The sequence below is a fragment of the Tardiphaga sp. GW821-FHT12E02 genome (assembly GCF_058807155.1).
The window spans coordinates 5707312-5724318 of sequence record NZ_JBXAQK010000001.1 but is presented as its reverse complement, the minus strand read 5'-3'; the positions used below and the strand labels follow the sequence as shown (position 1 = coordinate 5724318).

The 17007-nt window shown below is 57.8% G+C and carries 18 protein-coding genes; 11 read left to right on the top strand and 7 right to left on the bottom strand.

Features of this window, described 5'->3' with window-relative positions:
* The first annotated feature begins 95 nt into the window (after positions 1 to 95).
* From AC1RQ5_RS26905 to AC1RQ5_RS26885, 5 genes are read left to right on the top strand one after another with little or no spacing between them, the layout of a single operon-like run.
* Complete coding sequence (locus tag AC1RQ5_RS26905) at positions 96 to 446, top strand: hypothetical protein (RefSeq protein ID WP_493203083.1); 351 nt, start codon at positions 96 to 98, stop codon at positions 444 to 446.
* On the top strand, positions 443 to 790 hold the full coding sequence (locus AC1RQ5_RS26900; RefSeq protein ID WP_493203081.1) for a helix-turn-helix domain-containing protein: 348 nt from the start codon (positions 443 to 445) through the stop codon (positions 788 to 790). The genes AC1RQ5_RS26905 and AC1RQ5_RS26900 overlap by 4 nt, the downstream gene beginning before the upstream one ends.
* 3 nt (positions 791 to 793) lie before the next feature.
* On the top strand, positions 794 to 1819 hold the full coding sequence (locus tag AC1RQ5_RS26895) for a protease inhibitor I42 family protein (RefSeq protein WP_493203080.1): 1026 nt from the start codon (positions 794 to 796) through the stop codon (positions 1817 to 1819).
* Positions 1816 to 2493, top strand: a complete 678-nt coding sequence (locus AC1RQ5_RS26890; RefSeq protein ID WP_493203078.1) for a C1 family peptidase — start codon at positions 1816 to 1818, stop codon at positions 2491 to 2493. The genes AC1RQ5_RS26895 and AC1RQ5_RS26890 overlap by 4 nt, the downstream gene beginning before the upstream one ends.
* Positions 2465 to 3250, top strand: coding sequence for a thymidylate synthase family protein (locus AC1RQ5_RS26885; protein ID WP_493203076.1), 786 nt, complete (start codon positions 2465 to 2467; stop codon positions 3248 to 3250). The genes AC1RQ5_RS26890 and AC1RQ5_RS26885 overlap by 29 nt, the downstream gene beginning before the upstream one ends.
* Before the next feature lie 49 nt (positions 3251 to 3299).
* On the opposite strand, the gene AC1RQ5_RS26880 is transcribed toward AC1RQ5_RS26885, so the two are convergent.
* Both AC1RQ5_RS26880 and AC1RQ5_RS26875 read right to left on the bottom strand, forming a co-directional pair.
* Positions 3300 to 3629: a uracil-DNA glycosylase gene (locus AC1RQ5_RS26880; RefSeq protein WP_493203588.1), complete on the bottom strand. Its 330-nt coding sequence runs from the start codon at positions 3627 to 3629 to the stop codon at positions 3300 to 3302.
* A gap of 347 nt (positions 3630 to 3976) precedes the next feature.
* Positions 3977 to 5206: a pyrophosphatase gene (locus AC1RQ5_RS26875; protein WP_493203074.1), complete on the bottom strand. Its 1230-nt coding sequence runs from the start codon at positions 5204 to 5206 to the stop codon at positions 3977 to 3979.
* A 40-nt stretch (positions 5207 to 5246) separates the two neighbouring features.
* On the opposite strand from AC1RQ5_RS26875, the gene AC1RQ5_RS26870 reads away from it, so the two are divergent.
* Both AC1RQ5_RS26870 and AC1RQ5_RS26865 read left to right on the top strand, forming a co-directional pair.
* Positions 5247 to 6251: a metallophosphoesterase family protein gene (locus tag AC1RQ5_RS26870; RefSeq protein ID WP_493203072.1), complete on the top strand. Its 1005-nt coding sequence runs from the start codon at positions 5247 to 5249 to the stop codon at positions 6249 to 6251.
* Positions 6252 to 6431: 180 nt separating this feature from the next.
* Entirely contained in the window at positions 6432 to 7520 is a 1089-nt protein-coding gene (locus tag AC1RQ5_RS26865; RefSeq protein WP_493203070.1) for a thymidylate synthase family protein, read from the top strand.
* Between the two features lie 361 nt (positions 7521 to 7881).
* Here AC1RQ5_RS26865 and AC1RQ5_RS26860 read toward each other — a convergent pair whose 3' ends face one another.
* The 4 genes from AC1RQ5_RS26860 to AC1RQ5_RS26845 form a co-directional block, all read right to left on the bottom strand.
* The gene (locus AC1RQ5_RS26860) at positions 7882 to 8625 is read right to left on the bottom strand and encodes a DUF4917 family protein (RefSeq protein WP_493203068.1); all 744 of its coding nucleotides are present in this window, start codon (positions 8623 to 8625) and stop codon (positions 7882 to 7884) included.
* A 784-nt stretch (positions 8626 to 9409) separates the two neighbouring features.
* Positions 9410 to 10399, bottom strand: a complete 990-nt coding sequence (locus AC1RQ5_RS26855) for a hypothetical protein (protein ID WP_493203066.1) — start codon at positions 10397 to 10399, stop codon at positions 9410 to 9412.
* A gap of 309 nt (positions 10400 to 10708) precedes the next feature.
* A complete protein-coding gene (locus AC1RQ5_RS26850) occupies positions 10709 to 11152 on the bottom strand; it encodes a hypothetical protein (RefSeq protein WP_493203064.1) in 444 nt (147 codons plus the stop codon).
* Positions 11152 to 12012, bottom strand: coding sequence for a hypothetical protein (locus AC1RQ5_RS26845; protein ID WP_493203062.1), 861 nt, complete (start codon positions 12010 to 12012; stop codon positions 11152 to 11154). The genes AC1RQ5_RS26850 and AC1RQ5_RS26845 overlap by 1 nt, the downstream gene beginning before the upstream one ends.
* A gap of 185 nt (positions 12013 to 12197) precedes the next feature.
* Between AC1RQ5_RS26845 and AC1RQ5_RS26840 the strand changes: the two genes are divergently transcribed.
* Together AC1RQ5_RS26840 and rpoH are read left to right on the top strand one after the other, a co-directional pair.
* Complete coding sequence (locus AC1RQ5_RS26840; RefSeq protein WP_493203587.1) at positions 12198 to 12650, top strand: Hsp20 family protein; 453 nt, start codon at positions 12198 to 12200, stop codon at positions 12648 to 12650.
* A gap of 68 nt (positions 12651 to 12718) precedes the next feature.
* Positions 12719 to 13645, top strand: a complete 927-nt coding sequence (gene rpoH, locus AC1RQ5_RS26835) for an RNA polymerase sigma factor RpoH (protein ID WP_493203060.1) — start codon at positions 12719 to 12721, stop codon at positions 13643 to 13645.
* A gap of 195 nt (positions 13646 to 13840) precedes the next feature.
* Here the strand turns inward: rpoH and pdxR are convergent, their stop codons facing one another.
* Complete coding sequence (gene pdxR, locus AC1RQ5_RS26830; protein ID WP_493203058.1) at positions 13841 to 15235, bottom strand: MocR-like pyridoxine biosynthesis transcription factor PdxR; 1395 nt, start codon at positions 15233 to 15235, stop codon at positions 13841 to 13843.
* A gap of 35 nt (positions 15236 to 15270) precedes the next feature.
* Between pdxR and AC1RQ5_RS26825 the strand changes: the two genes are divergently transcribed.
* Positions 15271 to 16089: an FMN-dependent NADH-azoreductase gene (locus AC1RQ5_RS26825; protein WP_493203056.1), complete on the top strand. Its 819-nt coding sequence runs from the start codon at positions 15271 to 15273 to the stop codon at positions 16087 to 16089.
* Positions 16089 to 16532, top strand: a complete 444-nt coding sequence (locus AC1RQ5_RS26820; protein WP_493203054.1) for a GNAT family N-acetyltransferase — start codon at positions 16089 to 16091, stop codon at positions 16530 to 16532. The genes AC1RQ5_RS26825 and AC1RQ5_RS26820 overlap by 1 nt, the downstream gene beginning before the upstream one ends.
* The last annotated feature ends 475 nt before the right edge of the window (positions 16533 to 17007 follow it).

Sequence of the window (17007 nt, the reverse complement as noted above, 5' to 3'; positions counted from 1 at the left end):
CCCAATGATCAGAACGACTTCCTTCTTAATCGGACGAAAGATGTTTGATTTTCGGACATTGTGTGCTATATGTCGAGCCGGGAAGGGAGATCAAAATGACAGATACCTCTACCAGTCAGTCGTCTATAAAGGTCGGTATCGCGTATCCCGCCGCAGGTGTGGCCAGCCTGATGCGCGATGAACTTTTGAGAGCGGTTCGAAGCACATACCGTCGCAAGGGTTTGGCGCTTCCGTCAGATGACGCAAGTGTTGTTGTTAGGCCCATTGAAATCGATTCCCAGCTTGTCGTTGAGACTTTGCAGGTGCTGGACGATGTCCTTCCGTTCAAGGTTACGGAAAGCGTGGTCAAAGCCGGAGGCTACGACTCGATCGACGCTGCAGTTGCGCACGTCACAGGCCGGGTCGAAAAGAAGTGGAATGACCACCACGCTGGAAAGAAAAAATGAGCGACGAAGCAGAGCGGCTTAGATTGGGAGAGCGTCTGCGCCAGGCCCGCGAGTACGTTGGTTACTCGCAGGACGAGGCCGCTACTTTTCTGACTGTAACACGCACTGCAGTCACAAATATGGAAAATGGCCAGCGGAAGGTTGAGGCCATCGAGTTGAAACGCCTCGCTGAACTTTATAGACGACCGGTAGGGTATTTCACCGGAGAGGATGAGGCCACCGCTTCACTTCCTGCAGACGTCGCCCATTTGGCCCGCGCGGCCGCCAAGCTGTCGACGAAAGATCGCGATGAGCTCGCTCGCTTCGCCGAGTTTCTCAAGACGCGGTCGGACGGCGGAGATTGATCCATGGCCAGCTACGAGAGCTCGCTTCGCAAGGCCTCGCTTGAGGCGGCGCGGCTGCATAGGGACCTTTCGATCCCCGCGCAGACGGTTCACGGTAATGGCCGGGTTGATGTCTACGGCACAATCGCGCGACTTGGCATTCCGCTGATGTTTACCCGGCTGGATGGCTTGCTCGGGGCGTATTATCGCGATCCATCGCCGGGAATCTTGGTGACGACGCAGCGACCTTCAAGCCAACAACGCTACACCGCTGCGCACGAACTCGGTCATCACCATCTTGGACACTCCCCCAGTCTGGATAACGAAAATATACTGCGCCGGTCGGCGCGTCGTCCATCGTCACAGCAGGAACTGCAGGAAGCTGAAGCGGAGGCTTTTGCTGCGGCCTTTCTGTTGCCGCGATGGCTGCTGGACTGGCATTGCGACCGTCAAGGTTGGACGGACGAGGATCTCGCCGATCCGGTCAACGCCTATCAGCTCGCGCTGCGAGTAGGCATCAGCTACGAAGCCGCCGTATGGACCATGCACCAATACGGTGTTTTCGATCGTGGAACTGCGCGTTCACTGGCTGATGTCGAACTCAAGTCGGTGAAGCAACATCTCCTCAGCGGTTATAAGCCGGAGAATTTTCGACAAACAGACGTCTGGCTAGTTACGACGCATGACGCGGACAACCGCCTCAACGCAGGCCCCAATGATCTTTTTGTAGTGAAGCTCACCGAGCACAGTGGGTCGGGTTATCTGTGGCGGATTGATGCAATCGACGGCAAAGCGCTCACGGTGGTGGCAGATCATCGAGAATCGATCGGGGCGGATACAGTCGGCGGTCCGAGTACGCGATTGATTACGACCGTTGCGAAAGACCGCTGTGCCGGCGAACTGCGACTGGCAGAAGCTCGTCCCTGGCAACCGACCGTCCCGCTGAACACCTTCTCCGTTCAATACGACCTTTCTGGCGCAGAGCGCCAGGGATGGTATCACGATCAGAGGAAGCAGCACCGTCTCGATCTGGAGGCGAAGGTCGCGTGAACGATATCGAAGTGGACATCGATTTGCGCGGCAAATTCGGACCTGCCCGCGACCAGGGTGCGCGACCGACCTGCCTGGCCTTTGCATTGAGCGACGCGCACGCGGCTCTACTCGACACAATTCGTCCATTGTCTTGCGAGTTCGTCTTCTATCACGCCCAGCGCCGGGCAGGCCGACCGCCGTCGGACGGAGCAACGTTGCCGGCCATGTTGCAGGCTCTTCGGCATGATGGACAACCGCTTGAAATCGACTGGCCCTATCTGGACCGGCTTCCAGAGCCCCTCGAAGAATACGGACCGCCTGATGTCCAACAATTGTTTCGGCGGCATGGCGAAGCAGGACTTCAGGACTTTGACGAGGTCGTTCGCCGACTCCGGGTTGGAGAGACGCCCGTCGTGATGATGACGATCTCGGACGCATTTTACCTCCCGGACGCCATTGGCGTGGTAAGCGGCGTAGGCGGTGAGGATCCGGTCAGACGCCATGCCGTCGTCGCCGTGGGATACGGTACTATCCAAGGTCAGGAGGCGATATTGATACGCAATAGCTGGGGTCCGGATTGGGGCCTCCAGGGGCACGCTTGGCTTCCCAGGCCATATCTCGCGCCGCGCATTTTCCGCTTGGCCGTACTCACGGAGGTAGCTGATGTTTCCGCCCAGAATCTCGCAGCCTGATTGTGCTTCTGCTTGGCTGCAGGCGTCGCGCGTTGTCCACGCGCTTCCCAAGCACGAAGGCCATCACGTCGTGGTTGATGTGCTCGACCCAACGTCTCTATCGTCGTCTGCGGGCGCGGTCGTGGGACAAGTCGATGCGTATCTGGGAAAGCACAGCGCAACCGGTTTCCTGGTCCGGACAGTGGCAAACACAATCTTTCCGCAGGCTACTTACGATCGGCACGGCGCACCCGACTTCTACGACGTTTACATGCGGCAGGTTTTCCCGCGGCTGAAGAGGTCTTCCAAAGATTGGGGGCGTTATTTCGAGCGCATGATCGCGTTTCCCAGCGAGGACGGGCCGGTTAATTTGCTTGAGGACATGGTTGCCAAGATGAAGAGGAATGTCGCCAAAGACTCGACCTATCGGAACATCTACGAGCTTCCAATCTATAACCCGCTGAAGGACGCCAAAGGCTCTCCACGGGGCGGCCAATGTCTCAGTTTTTTGAGCTTCAAACTCGACAAAGACCATCGGCTTCTCTTGTCGGCAATCTACCGAAATCACTACTACACGGAAAAATTGCTAGGAAATCTCATAGGACTGGGACGTCTGATGGCCTTCGTTGCAGATGAGGCGGGCGTCTGCGTCGGACCGCTGTCAGTACTCTCGACCCACGCCGAAGTTGATACTGCAGGCGGAAGTCGCGACGAATTAAAGGCGCTGCACGCCCGCTGCGGAGAGCTTCTGGCGGTTGATGCGTCCATCGCCGCTTGATAAAACTGTTCGGGATCAGCACTGTTGTCTTCGGTTGGCGCCAAGCATTCTAAAAAAAAGAGCCCTGCGCCACGCGCGGCGCTGCACTGATACCGTAGTGCGCCTCCATTCCGGCAATGAACTCCGCCTGTCCACCATAACTCGGATGTCGGACCTTCTGTGAGACGATGTCGAGATCGTCCAAAGCTATCTGAGCGTCGCGCCCAATGGCAACCAACGTCTTAGGCTGCAATGTCTCAAGTAGCCACACCAAGAGCGGACGACATGCCCGACGCTCAGCTCGAGTGTGGCATCTGTTTGACATAGCGTCACCGGCTTCGTGAGGATGAAATGGAAAGACATTCCAGAGAAAGACTGGTTTATCGAGGCTACGTAGCACCTGCCAGATAGTGGTCGCCGTTCTTTCCGCCACGATGGGACCGCGGGTTGCACGGGCCAACGGGAGATTTCCGTACAAGCCTCCATGTGCGGGCAGGTGAACTTCGTCGGTCAAAGCGAGCCCTGTCCTCCTTCCACCTCGGTAGCCGAGGTCACGCGCTATCCAGAAGGATTCTACTCCAGATGTCAGAGCGGCTTCGAGCACTAATGCGAGGTTGCGGCGCCGGATGGAGGGGGCATCCGCCTCGTCGTGATCACCGCACGCATCTGAATATGGGTTAAAGACGTCATCGAACTGTCTATCCGCAAGTCGACGGACGAAGCGTTGCGCGGTGCGGCGATGATTGGTCACTTGGGAGCCTCGTATTCAATGGTGCGTTCGACGAGATCGACGGTGACCGCGCCGCCGCGGTGATACCTCAATTCTCGAAAAATTCGGAAACCCTCAAGAATTGCTCTTTCCCACTGCCAAAGCGGTCGCCGCTCGACCTCGTAGCCTCGAACTAACTCGTGCACGGCTTTCAACAGCCCGTATTCGAGGTTGTCAACGTTGCGAAAATCGTTGTTGCGCACCCCGTGACCAAATATCCAATTCGAAATCCCCTCTTCAACGATGCTGGCCCTAGCCCCGTCCTCATTCTCGTCGACTTCCGGCCTGCTCTTACGTTTCAGTTGCAAAAGCGCACGCAAAGTTGGAGACCAGCCCAGAACCGCTGCGAAGGCCAAGTGAAAGACGTCGTGGAAGCGATAATCGTCCGGTTCTAGGCGATTGTCGGTCAGCCGACTTCCAACATTGACCCCGTTCAACTGCTGCACCACATACGGCCGATCACCTACGGTCCGCTCGGTGAAGACCATTGTGAAGCGCCGGGGAAGTTGTTCCTCGACGGGATATCCGGCGTCGAAAAGCTCTCCCCATTCGGGTAGGTCCGGCCATCGGCTGAAAGTCTTGGCTATGTTTCTACGCGCGGCCTCGTCCAAGCTAACTTCGGCATCCTCCGCAGCGGCCAGTAAGGCGCGGAAAATATCGACCAGATCCGCTGAAAGCACATCGCGATTATCAGCAATCCGGCCACTGCTCCAATCCTCCAACAGACGGCCCACTTTACCAGCCAAAGCGAGCAAACGATGCTCGACAGCACCGGTAAATGTCGCTCCGCCCAAGGCCTGGGTGGGAGATTGCAATTCGAGGAAGGTCAAAGCACCGGTTCGGCCGCGGTAATCCCAGTCGTCGAGTTTGGCCGGCGTGCGTTGCACGATGACGGAGAGCGGCAATTCCGCGCGCAATGCGGCGTTCGCGAAGTACCAAAGGGTATCACCAAGTTCCTCAAGAACCACGTCGTGATATGCAACAAACGCGTCCTTATCGCGCTGCTTCTTCTTCAAGGCGCTGAGCAGACCGCCGACTTCACCAAACAGCCCCAGCAGCACGAACCCAAGCCCACCGGTGCCAGGCGCCGTGTTTCGGTCCGTCCGGGTTGTAAATTGCTGATACTCGTCGAGCCCCAAAGGCGCCTCGGCGTCCTGGAACAACGATGCCTGACGGCGAAATAAGGAGGGGCCGGCCGAGCTATTCACATCGAGATTTCCTTGCGGGGCTCATGAGACTGCGGTCGCCATGTTAGTGTACACCTCCCGCGTCGCAGAGACGGCACACAGTTGTGCACCGATCAACAGCCTTGCTATAGTTGAGTCGATGCCAAACCGTGCGACTTTTCTTCATCTGACTGACGCTCACGTCTCCGTAGTGGGGGTTCCCTTCATGAGGGACGACCGCAAGGTCATCGTACCGGGCATTGCGCCTGGTCGACGTGAGGAGGCGCTGGAGCAGTTGTTTGTCCGTCTGGCGGAAAGGCTTTTGGAAGAGGGACGGTCTGTGGATGCCGTAATCTTCTCGGGGGACGCACAAAACCAAGGCGCGCCTGGTGGCCACGAAGTGGTCTTCGAGCTCTTGATTAAGCATCTCGGACCGGCTGGAGTGAGGCCCGAGCGCATCGTGGCAACCCCCGGAAATCACGACGTGCCTCGCGATGCGCCGCCGGGAAGCAAAGACCGTTACGCAGCATTCTGCAAAGTCTGGTCCGATAACGGGTGCGTCGTACCGTGGCTCGACGGCATCGACCCGTGGCCCTTGCCTCGCGACAGGATGGATCGGCATCGATTGTTCTCTGAAGACCGGAGTTGGGCTATTTTTCCGGTCAACACGAGCAATTGGTCTCACGTGAGCTCGATACTGCCAGAGCCGTTGAGGGATGTTTGGAACGCCATTCCGGATGAAATGGCAAAGGGCGACTTAGAGCGGGCATCGAAGCTGCGTGACCAACTTCAGTCACTTGCGCGTTACGATATGGCGCGGATCTCGGAACGACAACTCGAGTCCCTTCGAGCGATCGTTGCGGACACGGCCGTTCCGAACTCGGGCAGTCAGCTACGGATCGCGGCGATGCACCACCATCTGCGGTCGCCAACACTGCGAGAGGAGCTCAAGCCCTTTTCGGACATCTCCAACCTAGAGCAGATGCGGGCGTTTCTACGGGACAGCGGCATTGATATCGTCGTTCACGGTCATAAACACGAGCGTGCAGCTTACTTCGACCACATCTACAACGACGAGGGCGAGTAAGCTAGGCGGACCCTCATCATCTCTGGCGCAACCTTCGAGCAAGGCCGCGAACAGGATGCCATGCGGCTACTGACCGTAGAGGGCACGCCTTATACTCCACAAGTGACGATCAGGCCTCTGCCCCTGCCGCGCGCGGGAGCGAAGTGGCAGCCGGCTCCAGATATATTAAAGCGATTGTGGGTGCAAAAAGCCAGACCCGGCGATCCCGTGGTAATAGTGCCGTCCGCGCCGATCGTGATCGAAGGATCCGACGTTGATGAGGTTTACGAGCGTGCTTGTGCCGCTGCGAATTCTGACGCCTCGCGTGGCATATTGATCGTCCATCTAGATTTGCCCAATGATGGTGGTCCCACACTCCCATTGCCTGTCGGTTATCCACTGCCTGAAACGCTAGGTACTACCGAACGAGACGAGTGGCTCCGCGATCTTGTTGATTGGTGGCAACGGGATCGCTCGCAATTAGAGCACCGCATTCCTTACATTCACGGCGCTCGGCTACGCCGCTATGGCGGCAAGATCGATCAGATCAAGCGCATCATCGATCTCTTAAAGACAAAGGAGAGCACCCGAGCGGTGGCAGTCCTTGTCGATCCTTTTCGAGATTTTAATCCAGCGCCACAAAAGGAAGAGTTTGCCTCGTTCTGCTTGGTGGAGTTCCGGCGCCGAAATCATGCTGGCACAATCGTTGTTGATGCGATCGCGTTTTATCGCGCCCAGGAGTTCGGACGATGGTGGCCCATAAATATCGCGGAGCTCAGACTCCTTCAGCGCGAAATAGGAGAGGCTTGCGGATTTCTGCCAGGCCGGATCACAACGGTGGCAGCAGACGCACGCACGATCGCGCGCTCGCCCACCCAGGTGGCAATGCCGCTCATTGATCGCCTGCTCGATCAAGCTCCGGAAAAACTTCATCTGCTTGCTGACGCGCTTGTGCGCCGTTCTGTTCGTAGCGAACGCCAACGCGCAGCCCTGTCGAGCTGGCGCGACGCCCTTGCCGAGCTCCGAAACGTCGCAAACGCGTCCCACAACAACGATGGCATCCCGATCGCCATAGAGGGACTGCGGGCCTTAGCCGCTTATATCGAGGTCGGCGCAGATGCCGCCGACACTCAGGCTGCAGCGATTATCGCCCTGCTGAGGGACCTTGCCGATCAGAACGAAGGGTATGAACACTCAAAGCGCGAACCGGAAGACTTTAAGCGGTGGTCACGTGGAGCGTTGCAGCGAGTGGCAGACCTCGAGGCTGTTACAAACGAACGCACTAATTGAAACAGTAGGAACTTAGTCTCCGGCTTGTATGACGCGAAGTCGATTTGCCGACCCGACCATAGAGGACGATCGAGCGAGAAATTGTGATTAAGAAGCGTATTCGACTTGAGTCATTGGTCCAAAAGACCTCAGCCTTTCGATCGATCCCACACATGCGCAGACTCCGAATCCACGAATGTGTAATCGATGTCCGAGCCGCTAAGCTCCTTGTATCGCGCCAGCTCACCTCTGAGCTTCCGCAGCTTCTCGTCGGTGGGCTGATACACGCAGAAGTAAATATGTTTGACCTTAGACCCGAATAGCGCTGAGTAGATGTGCGCATCGTTCGGGTCTGCTGAATGACCGAAAATGAAAAACGAACCTACGCTCTCGCTGAGTTTTTGGTAGCAATGACTAGATACTTGTTCGTCTTGATCCGGTTCATCTTCGCAGGTGATGTGCCTTCCGCTACGTACAACGGAAAGCGCCTGTCGTTTATGATGGTCCGAGATATTGCTTCGATCACTCCTAAATCGCCGGCAAGCCTCTTGTCGATGTTGGGCTCATTCCGGAAAAGATGAAGCCCGCCATGCAGGTTGTACACGCGGCAGTAGGCGTCTTCTTGGAACGGTCCTTGAAAGCCGTTACGCTGCTTACCGAGTCCAAAACCATCAGTCAGATTGGCTCCTTCGGATAACGAGACCCAATTCAACAATAGGTCGTAGTTCAAGGTAAAAATGTTTTCGAAGCCGGATAGAAAGGTGATGCAGCTAGGTATGACGTTTTCGATGTCCTCTCGGTGAGCAGGGTGGGTCTCGCGAATGGCGTGGACTAGCGCTTCACGTAACCGCTTTGAATCCGAGAGTAGTTCCGCCGCGCGATCCTTATTGTCATAGGCAAGTTCGACCTCCGATGCGCCTTCCAAAGCCTTGACCGCTCTCTCAAAATCGACCGTCTTAAGGCGATCGAACAATACCCTTACGGGGTCGTCTGGCTTCAGACCTGCCTTCTCAAGAAGCGAGCTGTAGCTGAAATACTTGGCGGAAAAGCCGTTGCCGAGCAGAAGCGATGGCTTTTCTCCAGCATTTCTCAGCGCGTCATCGTAAGTCAAGACTGGCAGGGGCATAAGGTCCGTCCGTAATGAGCCGCACTCCCGGTTGCAGCGCTATACAATCGAGTACATCGAGCGGAGCAGGCGATTGCATGGGACGCCCAAAGATGTGGGTGCTCCTAGCACCTTTCTGCCGATCAGTATGGTTTGTGGCGATTTAGGCCGCCCAAGTGCTTCGTACGCGAAGGGCTGGCATCTCGTCAAACAGGCGGTCTAGAATGGCGCTAACGACGGAACGTCGGAGCTGTACTGTTGCTGTTGTAGCTCTGCTATGCCATCCCGGCGGGGAAGCTTTGAAAATTTCGTGAAGCTTACGTCGATTGCTTTCCTAGTTATCTGCACCGCGGCAATATCCGGTGCTGTGCCGCCGACAGGACATCCTGCCTCGGCAGTGGCCAGTGAAATCCATTTGCTAAGTGCAGCGGGCGCATCTCGTAAGCAACGCTACTTTTGTGCGCAAACGGAGGATGGCCGCTCAATGGCGTGTTACAAGCTGCCGCGACAGGAGGCATCAGGACAAGTTTCTGGCTGCTGGAGGTTCTGTCTGAGAGCCTGCTCAAGCGCCGATCTGATGTGTGTGGGTAATGCCTCTCGCTATGCCCGCTACAGCAGTAGACCGTTTTTAAGATCGCGGCCTCCGATCCCGCGATCAAAGCTTCTGCCTAGGAAGGTCGGACATGTCGCGGCCCGGCGCCGCCCCGTGCGGCGGGATCTAGAGCCGAGCGGACTGTCCCGCCTTTGAGCGAAGCCGAATTGGCCAGAGCACGGGCGTACGTCGAGCCTAGGCGAAATGCCCAACCTAAATCGCCTGGAGGCATCCGAAGGACCATCTCCACTTACGATTGACTGAGAGTTCCGGCTCGGAAAAATGGGACGACCAATCGGATCCGCTCAGCATGTCTTCTCGCTGACGCAAACCCTGGTTTCTTGTTTCGCAGACCATGACGCCGACGCAAATGAGTATTTCATCGGTGCCGAAAGCCTTCCGAGCTTTATGGAGGTCGGCGATGATGTGAGCGGGCTTTTGGTGCTCGGCGAATTTCTTGATCTCGACGATAGCGGATGGTTTCGCGTCAGGAAAATCGCCGTCGAAGATAACGACGTCCGCCCTGAGACCTTGCATAGCGACTTTCTGTTCCTCGGTCAGCCGAACTTCGAGCATGGACGCGATCGCGGAGTAGTACACCTCCGTCCTGACATTCGCCTTCAGCCGTTCATGCAGTTTACGGGCAATCGAAGCGGACAGCGTTTCTTCCCTGATCTCATTGTCGTGGTCGACACCCGCCATCATTCTGATTTCCCGAACGGCGTCGGCGCCCGATGAGCAGATCGCATCGGCGATTGCTTCCCGTGTGAGCTCTGTGTTCGTATGCTCGGTCTTCCCAGGCGTCCGAGGCAACTCTCCATCAAAGTCGCATTCGGTCGGCGCGCCCGTGGTGGCGAGACCGCTTCGGTGCACAGCACCATCGGATTCGATGACCGCGGAGTTATTCGCGGCTACCTGCTCGAAAACACGTTGCCGCTGCTCGAGGCGTTCTTCCTGTATTCGATGGTAGGTTTCCTGAACAAGAGACCATAGCGCCCGGCCGGCCCAGGCCAGTAGTCGGAATGTCAAAGTCGCAATCCAGATCAATATCTCGCCGGCGAGTTCGTTCTCCTCCCGTTTTGCCCCGCGTCTCGCATAGCGACCGCTACGGTAGACGTCCGACAGGCCGTTTCCGAGATTGATCGTTTGGATACGACCGTCGCCGCTCACGGTCTCGGTCCGGTTCCCTTGCTTGTAGGTCATGGATCGGATCGAGCCATCCGCGCGAAGATCTGATACACGCCTTTTGCAACTCTCACGCGCTTGTTTCGTCGGACGATCGCCATCACCGGCTCCTGATTTACGCCGTGAATTCAGCCTTTATCATCTTCCGGAGCAAGCTAAAGTTGCGAGTTCCGTCCCCTTCAGACTGAGCGTCATGCCTGTTTTCTGTTGGCTCTCCGAATCCTTGCACAAATGAGGAGCCAGCCACGTCGTCAACCCTGTGATCCATATCCCAGGCTGCCTCCACGCGATCAGCCTCTGCAAGATTTGTCGCTGCGCGACGGCGCTTCAGAGGATTCTGTCATCATATACATGAGGTATCAGAGCCGCGATCGCTGCATAAGCTGCCGCGAGCACCGCAACGGTGTCAGGATCGTACAAGCAGAAATCCGCAGGATGGCGCTGATCCTCCGATCGAAGCTCGAAGGAACGATGCCACTTCGAAGAAAAGTGCACGACGACAGGGTGGTCCTGATCATCGAATTGATCGCCAGTGATATCGACGACGAGGTCGTCGCGACCCAGCCAGGCATGTGACCGGCCGGCGCGCATTCCCAAGATGTAGGCGAAGCCGGTGTGGCCGTGGTGTTCGAGGTGTTTCGCCAGCAGTAGTATTGCGTCACCGCACGATCCATAGGGAAAGTCGGCGAAGGAAATGGGCAACAGGTCCTCAGGGCAGCGCTCGATCGCGCTGCGGAATTCCTCGGCAAGGCGTCGGATCGTCGTGATCATTAGGGCGCACCATCGACGGCAGCCGCATCTCCGATCGGCGCCCAGCCGTCCTTTTCGACATCCCATTCGTGCGTCTTCTTCCATGCGTCGAAGCGATGTTGAAGCGGCTCAATTCGCCAAGCAATCTCCTGTAGCAAATGTTCTTGGCCCGTTAGCCAGATCGCCATGGCTTGCTCGAATGTCGCAATGGGTGGTCTTCCGTCCCAGTCCACGCCGGCCAAAACATCAGAAGCGTCTTCGCGCGTCATCGTCACGACCTTTGTCGCGCTCCCGCCGTAGCGGCTGCGCGGTCGCGAAGGGTCCGGCACGCGCAGATTGATGGGCATCTGGTCAGCCGCTGCGTCACAGATTTGTTTGCGAATCTCGCGTGCGTTGGCGTCTAAGGATTCGATTAGCGTTCGAAGCCTTTCCCGGCTTACTTCGTAGGGCGCGCCGCTGGCGCCCGAGCATGACTGGGTCTGCGATCCATCCCCGGGGCGGCTATAGCCATGGAGCGCGATCACGCCAGTGGTGGCGCCGATCGATCGACCACAGACTTGGCACGTCATGTACCCGGGCTGCGTGACCGGTGTCGACGGCGTCTCCCTCTGTGGGCGCTTGACGCTCAGCGGTTTGGCCAACTGCAGCAGTTGGTGCAGTGGCAGCATGGCGGTCAAAAGTTCGATCCGTGCGACCTGGCCCTTACGTAACGCGTATTTCAGGGCGGACGGCACGTTCCAGGCGCCCATGACAAGCGGGTCGCCGCTATCCCACTCATATTTCCCGTCCAGACTATCGTAGGCCTGGTCGACGCCGCGATTGATCGCCTCCTTCGCCTTGACGAAATCTGCGTTCCGGACCGCACCGCTGGCGATAGGCATCTTGCATCGGCTGGTAGAAGGTTCGGCCGGCGGGGCTTGGCAAAAAATTTTGTGCAGGCCTCTTGAAAACGCCGGGCCATTTTTTCTAAATATCGGCTGTCGGATGCCTCAGGGTCCGGCAAAGGCGGGCGCCGGTGGTGTCCGGCGTCTGCTCATACCCATCTTGCTCAACGGAGGATTTGGCTATGAGGACTTATGATTTCGCCCCGCTTTGGCGCTCGAGCATCGGCTTCGATCGCCTGTTCGACCATTTGGACGCGACCCAGCGCGCCAACGAAGAGGGCTCTCCGCCCTACGATATCGAGCGTCTTGGCGAAGACAGCTATCGCATTTCCATTGCACTGGCGGGCTACGCTCCCGAGAACATTTCGTTGACCGCGGAGCGGAACGTCCTCACGGTGGAAGGCCGCAAAGACGAGCAAAAGCGCGACTTGCTTTATAAGGGCATTTCGGCGCGCAGCTTCAAGCGGCAGTTCAATCTCGCTGAGCACGTCACCGTCACGGACGCTCATTTTGACAATGGCCTGCTGCGGATCGGCCTGAAGCGCGAAGTGCCCGAGGCCATGAAGCCTCGCAACATCTTGATCGGACAGGGTGTGCGCAATAACGTCGAACAACTGGAAGCGAAGGCTGCCTAAGTAGCTTTCGACTCCGCGCGCCGGTTGCCCGGCGCGCGGGTGCCAGGCATCCACCATGGAGTTCGACAATGGCCACAACGGCTCTTCCCGCCCTGGAAGCAGGAAGCGGGTTTACTCGCTATATGAACGCCATCAAAAGCTTCCCGATGCTTACGCCGGATCAGGAGGTTGCCTACGCGCGGCGGCTTCGTGAGAAGGACGACGAAGACGCTGCATACCAATTGGTGACGAGTCATCTTCGCCTCGTCGCAAAGATCGCGATGCGCTATCGCGGCTACGGGCTGCCGATCTCCGACGTCATTTCGGAGGGCAATATCGGATTGATGCAGGCCGTCAAACGCTTCGACCCGGATCGCGGATTCCGGCTCGCAACCTATGCGACCTGGTGGATCAAGGCGACGATTCACGAATATATTCTGCGGTCTTGGTCCGTTGTCCGGATCGCAGCTTCGAACTCTCAGAAGCGCCTTTTTTTCAATTTGCGTCGTCTGAAGAGTAAAATTGGCGCGTTGGAGGACGGCGATATGCAAGCATTGCAGGTCACGCGGATCGCGCGGCGTCTGGACGCGTCCGAGGCCGAAGTCATCGACATGAACAGGCGTCTCCAAGGCGATATGTCTTTAAACGCCAAGTCCTCCGACGACGAGGATGAAGGCTTGGAATGGCAGGATCGCCTTGCGGACGACATGGATGTGGAGGAAGTCTATGCAGAGCGGAGTGATAGCGCTCGACGTCGACAAGCCCTCGAACAGGCGCTGAGCGGACTTTCCGCGCGAGAGCAACGTATCATCAGGGCGAGATGGCTCACCGACGAACCATTGATTCTGGATGAGCTCAGCGCTGAATTGGGGATCTCCCGAGAACGTGTCCGTCAGGTCGAAGAACGTGCGATTCAGAAGGTTCGTGTCGCGATCGCAGCAACCTTAGGAGGGGCTGCGGGTCACAGCACTCTGAGTTCGCCCGAGCAACCCAGCTTCGCGGCTTTGAGAGGATGAAGCCGTGGAATGTCCAAATAACACCTCGCGCCTGCGTCTTCTAACGCCAGCAGGCTCAAAAAGCTGCTCCCGCCTATCAAGTATTCGCCGTCTTTCGACATCAGTCCGGCGCCGCCGTCACAGGCTCATGACGCTCTATGAACCGACAGCTAGAGCGCCGCAGTCAAAGTGTTCAATGCTAACTCCCTTAGCCTGTCAAAGTGAGCCGATAGCCCTTTCGAGCGTGGTGCAAGCTTTGTCTAAGACCTTGGGGCGGAGATTGGTCACGCCGAGTAGAAAGCCCGGTTCTCGCCGTTCAGGGGCGCTCCACCACAGCGACAATGGCATCGGAGCAATTCCTTGCGGCAGGACCGACCTTGCCAATGCGACATCATCGATGCGATGCGGCAACTTTATTTTTATGGCCAGTCCCGACATCGCTTCGATCGCGATCTTTTGGCCGAGGCGATCCCGCAAGGCGTCGCGGCGCTCCGAATATAGTGCTTTCATATGTCGGAGATGCCGGAGGTAGTGGCCGTCTGCCATGAATCCGGCAAAGTCCAGTTGAGTTGTCGTGTTTGGCGCGGGTTGCAGATAGGTCGCGACCTGCCAAAGACAAGTGACGAGTTCGAGCGGCGCCACTACGAAGCCGAGACCGAGCGCTGGGCTCATCGTTTTTCCGAAGCTGCCAATGTGTATGACGCGGTCGCCTCCGACCTCGCTGGCCAACGCCGGCATGGCCCTTCCGGAAAGCTGCAGTTCGCTGAGATAATCGTCCTCGATGATCCAGGCTCCGGACTTGGCAGCCCAACCCAAAAGTGCCGCTCGACGCGCGGGAGACAGGGCAGCACCGGTCGGCGCTTGCTGTCCGGGCGTGACGACGACCAGTGCGGCGTCCTTACAGGCTCGGATGCCCTCACCGACGTCGATTCCTTCACCGTCCACCGGGACGGGCACAAGCTTCATGCCGTCGAGTTCGAGCCCCTTTTTCGTGAATGGATAGCCGGGTTCTTCGATCCAGACGGGGCGTCCCTGCAATCGAAGAGCTCGGATCACCATGGCCAGCCCGCTGCGGTAGCCGGATGTCAGGATGATCTGATCAGGGTCACACTGAAGACCCCTCGCGATGGCTAGGTAGCTCGCAATCTGCGTGCGAAGTTCGGGGTGTCCGCGCGGATCGATCTGCCCGACCGACGCCATTGCATCGGCACGGACGGCGCGCATCCGGTGGCGGGCCCAAATCTTGGCCGGGAAGGCATCCTGCGCTGGCACGCCCATCTGAAACGGAAGGGGGGTGCTGTAGAAGGCGGGGAGCAGTCCGGAGTAGGGTGCTTCGGACCTGACGGTGGACGACTTCGACCGGTTTGGCACTGCCTCCGCTACCCTTGTGCCGGCAGCCCCTGCCGAGACGAGAAGAGCCTCATCTACGAGGCGTTCGTATGCTCCTTTCACAGTACCACGCGATACGCCGAGTTGGGTCGCTAGATCTTGCCAAGAAGGCAGGCGGCTTCCGGGCGCCAATCGCTCGTTAAGGATTGCCGACCGGATCGCGTTGCTGATCTGCTCACCTAACGGTACCGGTTTGGATCGATCAAGCTCGAACGAGATCACGGTCTTCTCGCTTGGTACAGTCAAACGCTCATTCCTTGGTTCTGCCGGACAGGCGGCCTAGCGCATATCAAGAGGGGGCGCAGTTCCTCGGCATCTCAATCCACTGTGGGAAGCCGGAGCACTGCGACAAGTTCGACTTTATGGACGGAAGGTCCGTCGCTCGCAAAATCTACGACATTCTCTGGAAGGTAAAGCAGATGCGCCTCTTTCATGTTGACTCCAGCGCCCGCAAACAAGGTTCGATCAGCCGCGACCTCACGGCATATTTCGTCGAAGAGTTGCGACGTCATGTGAGAGATCTGAAGGTCGACTACCTGGATTTGGCAACAGACCCGTTGCCGCACGTCACGGAAATGTTCACTGCTGCGATGTTCACTCCTCCTCCGCAGCGAACGGACGCCATGCGAGAGGCTCTCAAGCAGGGAGATAAAGTGGCGGCGCGCATGATGTCGGCAGACGCATTGCTCTTCGGCGTTCCGCTTTACAATTTCGGAATGCCTTCGACGTTCAAGGCCTTTATTGACCAGGTTGTAAGGCCCGGCGTGACGCATGTCGCGGAGGCTGACGGCACGATCAGTGGCAAGATGGGCGCACACTGGGCGTTGGTCGTCTCGACGCGTGGGCTTGACTTCAGCCCGGGGGCCGCTTGGGAGGACATGGACGGGTTGCTACCCGGTATCCGCGCCGTTTTTAAGTTCATCGGCCTTAAGGAGGCGGCGTACGTGAATGTGCAGCCGCTACTGGTGAGCGGCGAGGAGCGCAAGCAACGGGCGATCTCCGAAGCCCGCGTTGAATTGAGCAGCATCGCCGGTAAGTGGAGCCTCCGAACGCCGGACATGTCGGAGGTCGCATGATGTCAAAAGACAACTTCTCAGTTGGATATGCTGAGATGGCCAGCGAGATCGGCGAATGCTGGCCACTCATGCGTCAATTGCGGCCCCATCTCGAATCGCCGAAGGCCTTCGTAGATCGGGTGATCCGCCAGAGCGCGCACGGATACAAGCTCATTGTCCTGCGACGTAACGATGAGATCGTCGCACTTGCTGGCGTCAGGCAGCAGGAAAACTTGGTCTTCGGCAACCATGTATACGTCGATGACCTTGTTAGTTGTGACCAGGTCAGAGGACAGGGATTTGGAGCGAAGGTGATGGAAGCGGTCGGCAAGGCGTGCGTTGCGGCCGGCGGGACGACCGTCGTCCTCGACACAGCTTTGAATAACGTCGATGCGCAGCGGTTCTATGAGCGCGTGGGAATGCAAAAGGTCGCGGTAAAGTACGTGAAGCGGTCACAAGCGTAACATCAGGTCATCTCCGATCGCGGACGTGCATCCATTTGTTCGGAGAGGTCGATGTACGGCTCGCTCGGCGGTCGTCGCCGGGCGGGTCGCGATTCATTCCGCTATCGGAAACTGCGGATCAATCGCGCCGAACCTATTCGACGGTATAGTATGCACGGCTCGATTGCGCGGCATAAATGGCCTAGATCGCCGGTGCGGAACGTCGGGTGCGATCTATCCCCGATCATAAGCATCGCATTTTCAAACACGGTCCGGTCGGGTCTCTGATCGGACATCAGGTCGTCGTATCGCGCCAGACATCCGTCGGCGTGCTTGGCCGGTTATGGCCGTAAGCCACCAGGTGATGTCCATTGGTTTCGCCGGCTTTTTCTGACGAAACCGAGCCGAGATTGACCTGGAGCAACTTCGCCGGCGGCGGGGGCGTCTAGTGAGTTGAGCTTGGGAACGGCGGGGACGTCATGCGACGAATTCAGAG

Excerpts from the sequence above, each read along its gene's own strand:
- AC1RQ5_RS26895 (WP_493203080.1), top strand. The coding sequence starts at position 794 with ATGGCCAGCTACGAGAGCTCGCTTCGCAAGGCCTCGCTTGAGGCGGCG.
- rpoH (WP_493203060.1), top strand. The coding sequence starts at position 12,719 with ATGGCCACAACGGCTCTTCCCGCCCTGGAAGCAGGAAGCGGGTTTACT.
- AC1RQ5_RS26900 (WP_493203081.1), top strand. The coding sequence starts at position 443 with ATGAGCGACGAAGCAGAGCGGCTTAGATTGGGAGAGCGTCTGCGCCAG.
- AC1RQ5_RS26885 (WP_493203076.1), top strand. The coding sequence starts at position 2,465 with ATGTTTCCGCCCAGAATCTCGCAGCCTGATTGTGCTTCTGCTTGGCTG.
- AC1RQ5_RS26850 (WP_493203064.1), bottom strand. The coding sequence starts at position 11,152 with ATGATCACGACGATCCGACGCCTTGCCGAGGAATTCCGCAGCGCGATC.
- AC1RQ5_RS26855 (WP_493203066.1), bottom strand. The coding sequence starts at position 10,399 with ATGACCTACAAGCAAGGGAACCGGACCGAGACCGTGAGCGGCGACGGT.
- AC1RQ5_RS26905 (WP_493203083.1), top strand. The coding sequence starts at position 96 with ATGACAGATACCTCTACCAGTCAGTCGTCTATAAAGGTCGGTATCGCG.
- AC1RQ5_RS26820 (WP_493203054.1), top strand. The coding sequence starts at position 16,089 with ATGTCAAAAGACAACTTCTCAGTTGGATATGCTGAGATGGCCAGCGAG.
- AC1RQ5_RS26845 (WP_493203062.1), bottom strand. The coding sequence starts at position 12,012 with ATGCCTATCGCCAGCGGTGCGGTCCGGAACGCAGATTTCGTCAAGGCG.
- AC1RQ5_RS26860 (WP_493203068.1), bottom strand. The coding sequence starts at position 8,625 with ATGCCCCTGCCAGTCTTGACTTACGATGACGCGCTGAGAAATGCTGGA.
- AC1RQ5_RS26840 (WP_493203587.1), top strand. The coding sequence starts at position 12,198 with ATGAGGACTTATGATTTCGCCCCGCTTTGGCGCTCGAGCATCGGCTTC.
- AC1RQ5_RS26870 (WP_493203072.1), top strand. The coding sequence starts at position 5,247 with ATGTTAGTGTACACCTCCCGCGTCGCAGAGACGGCACACAGTTGTGCA.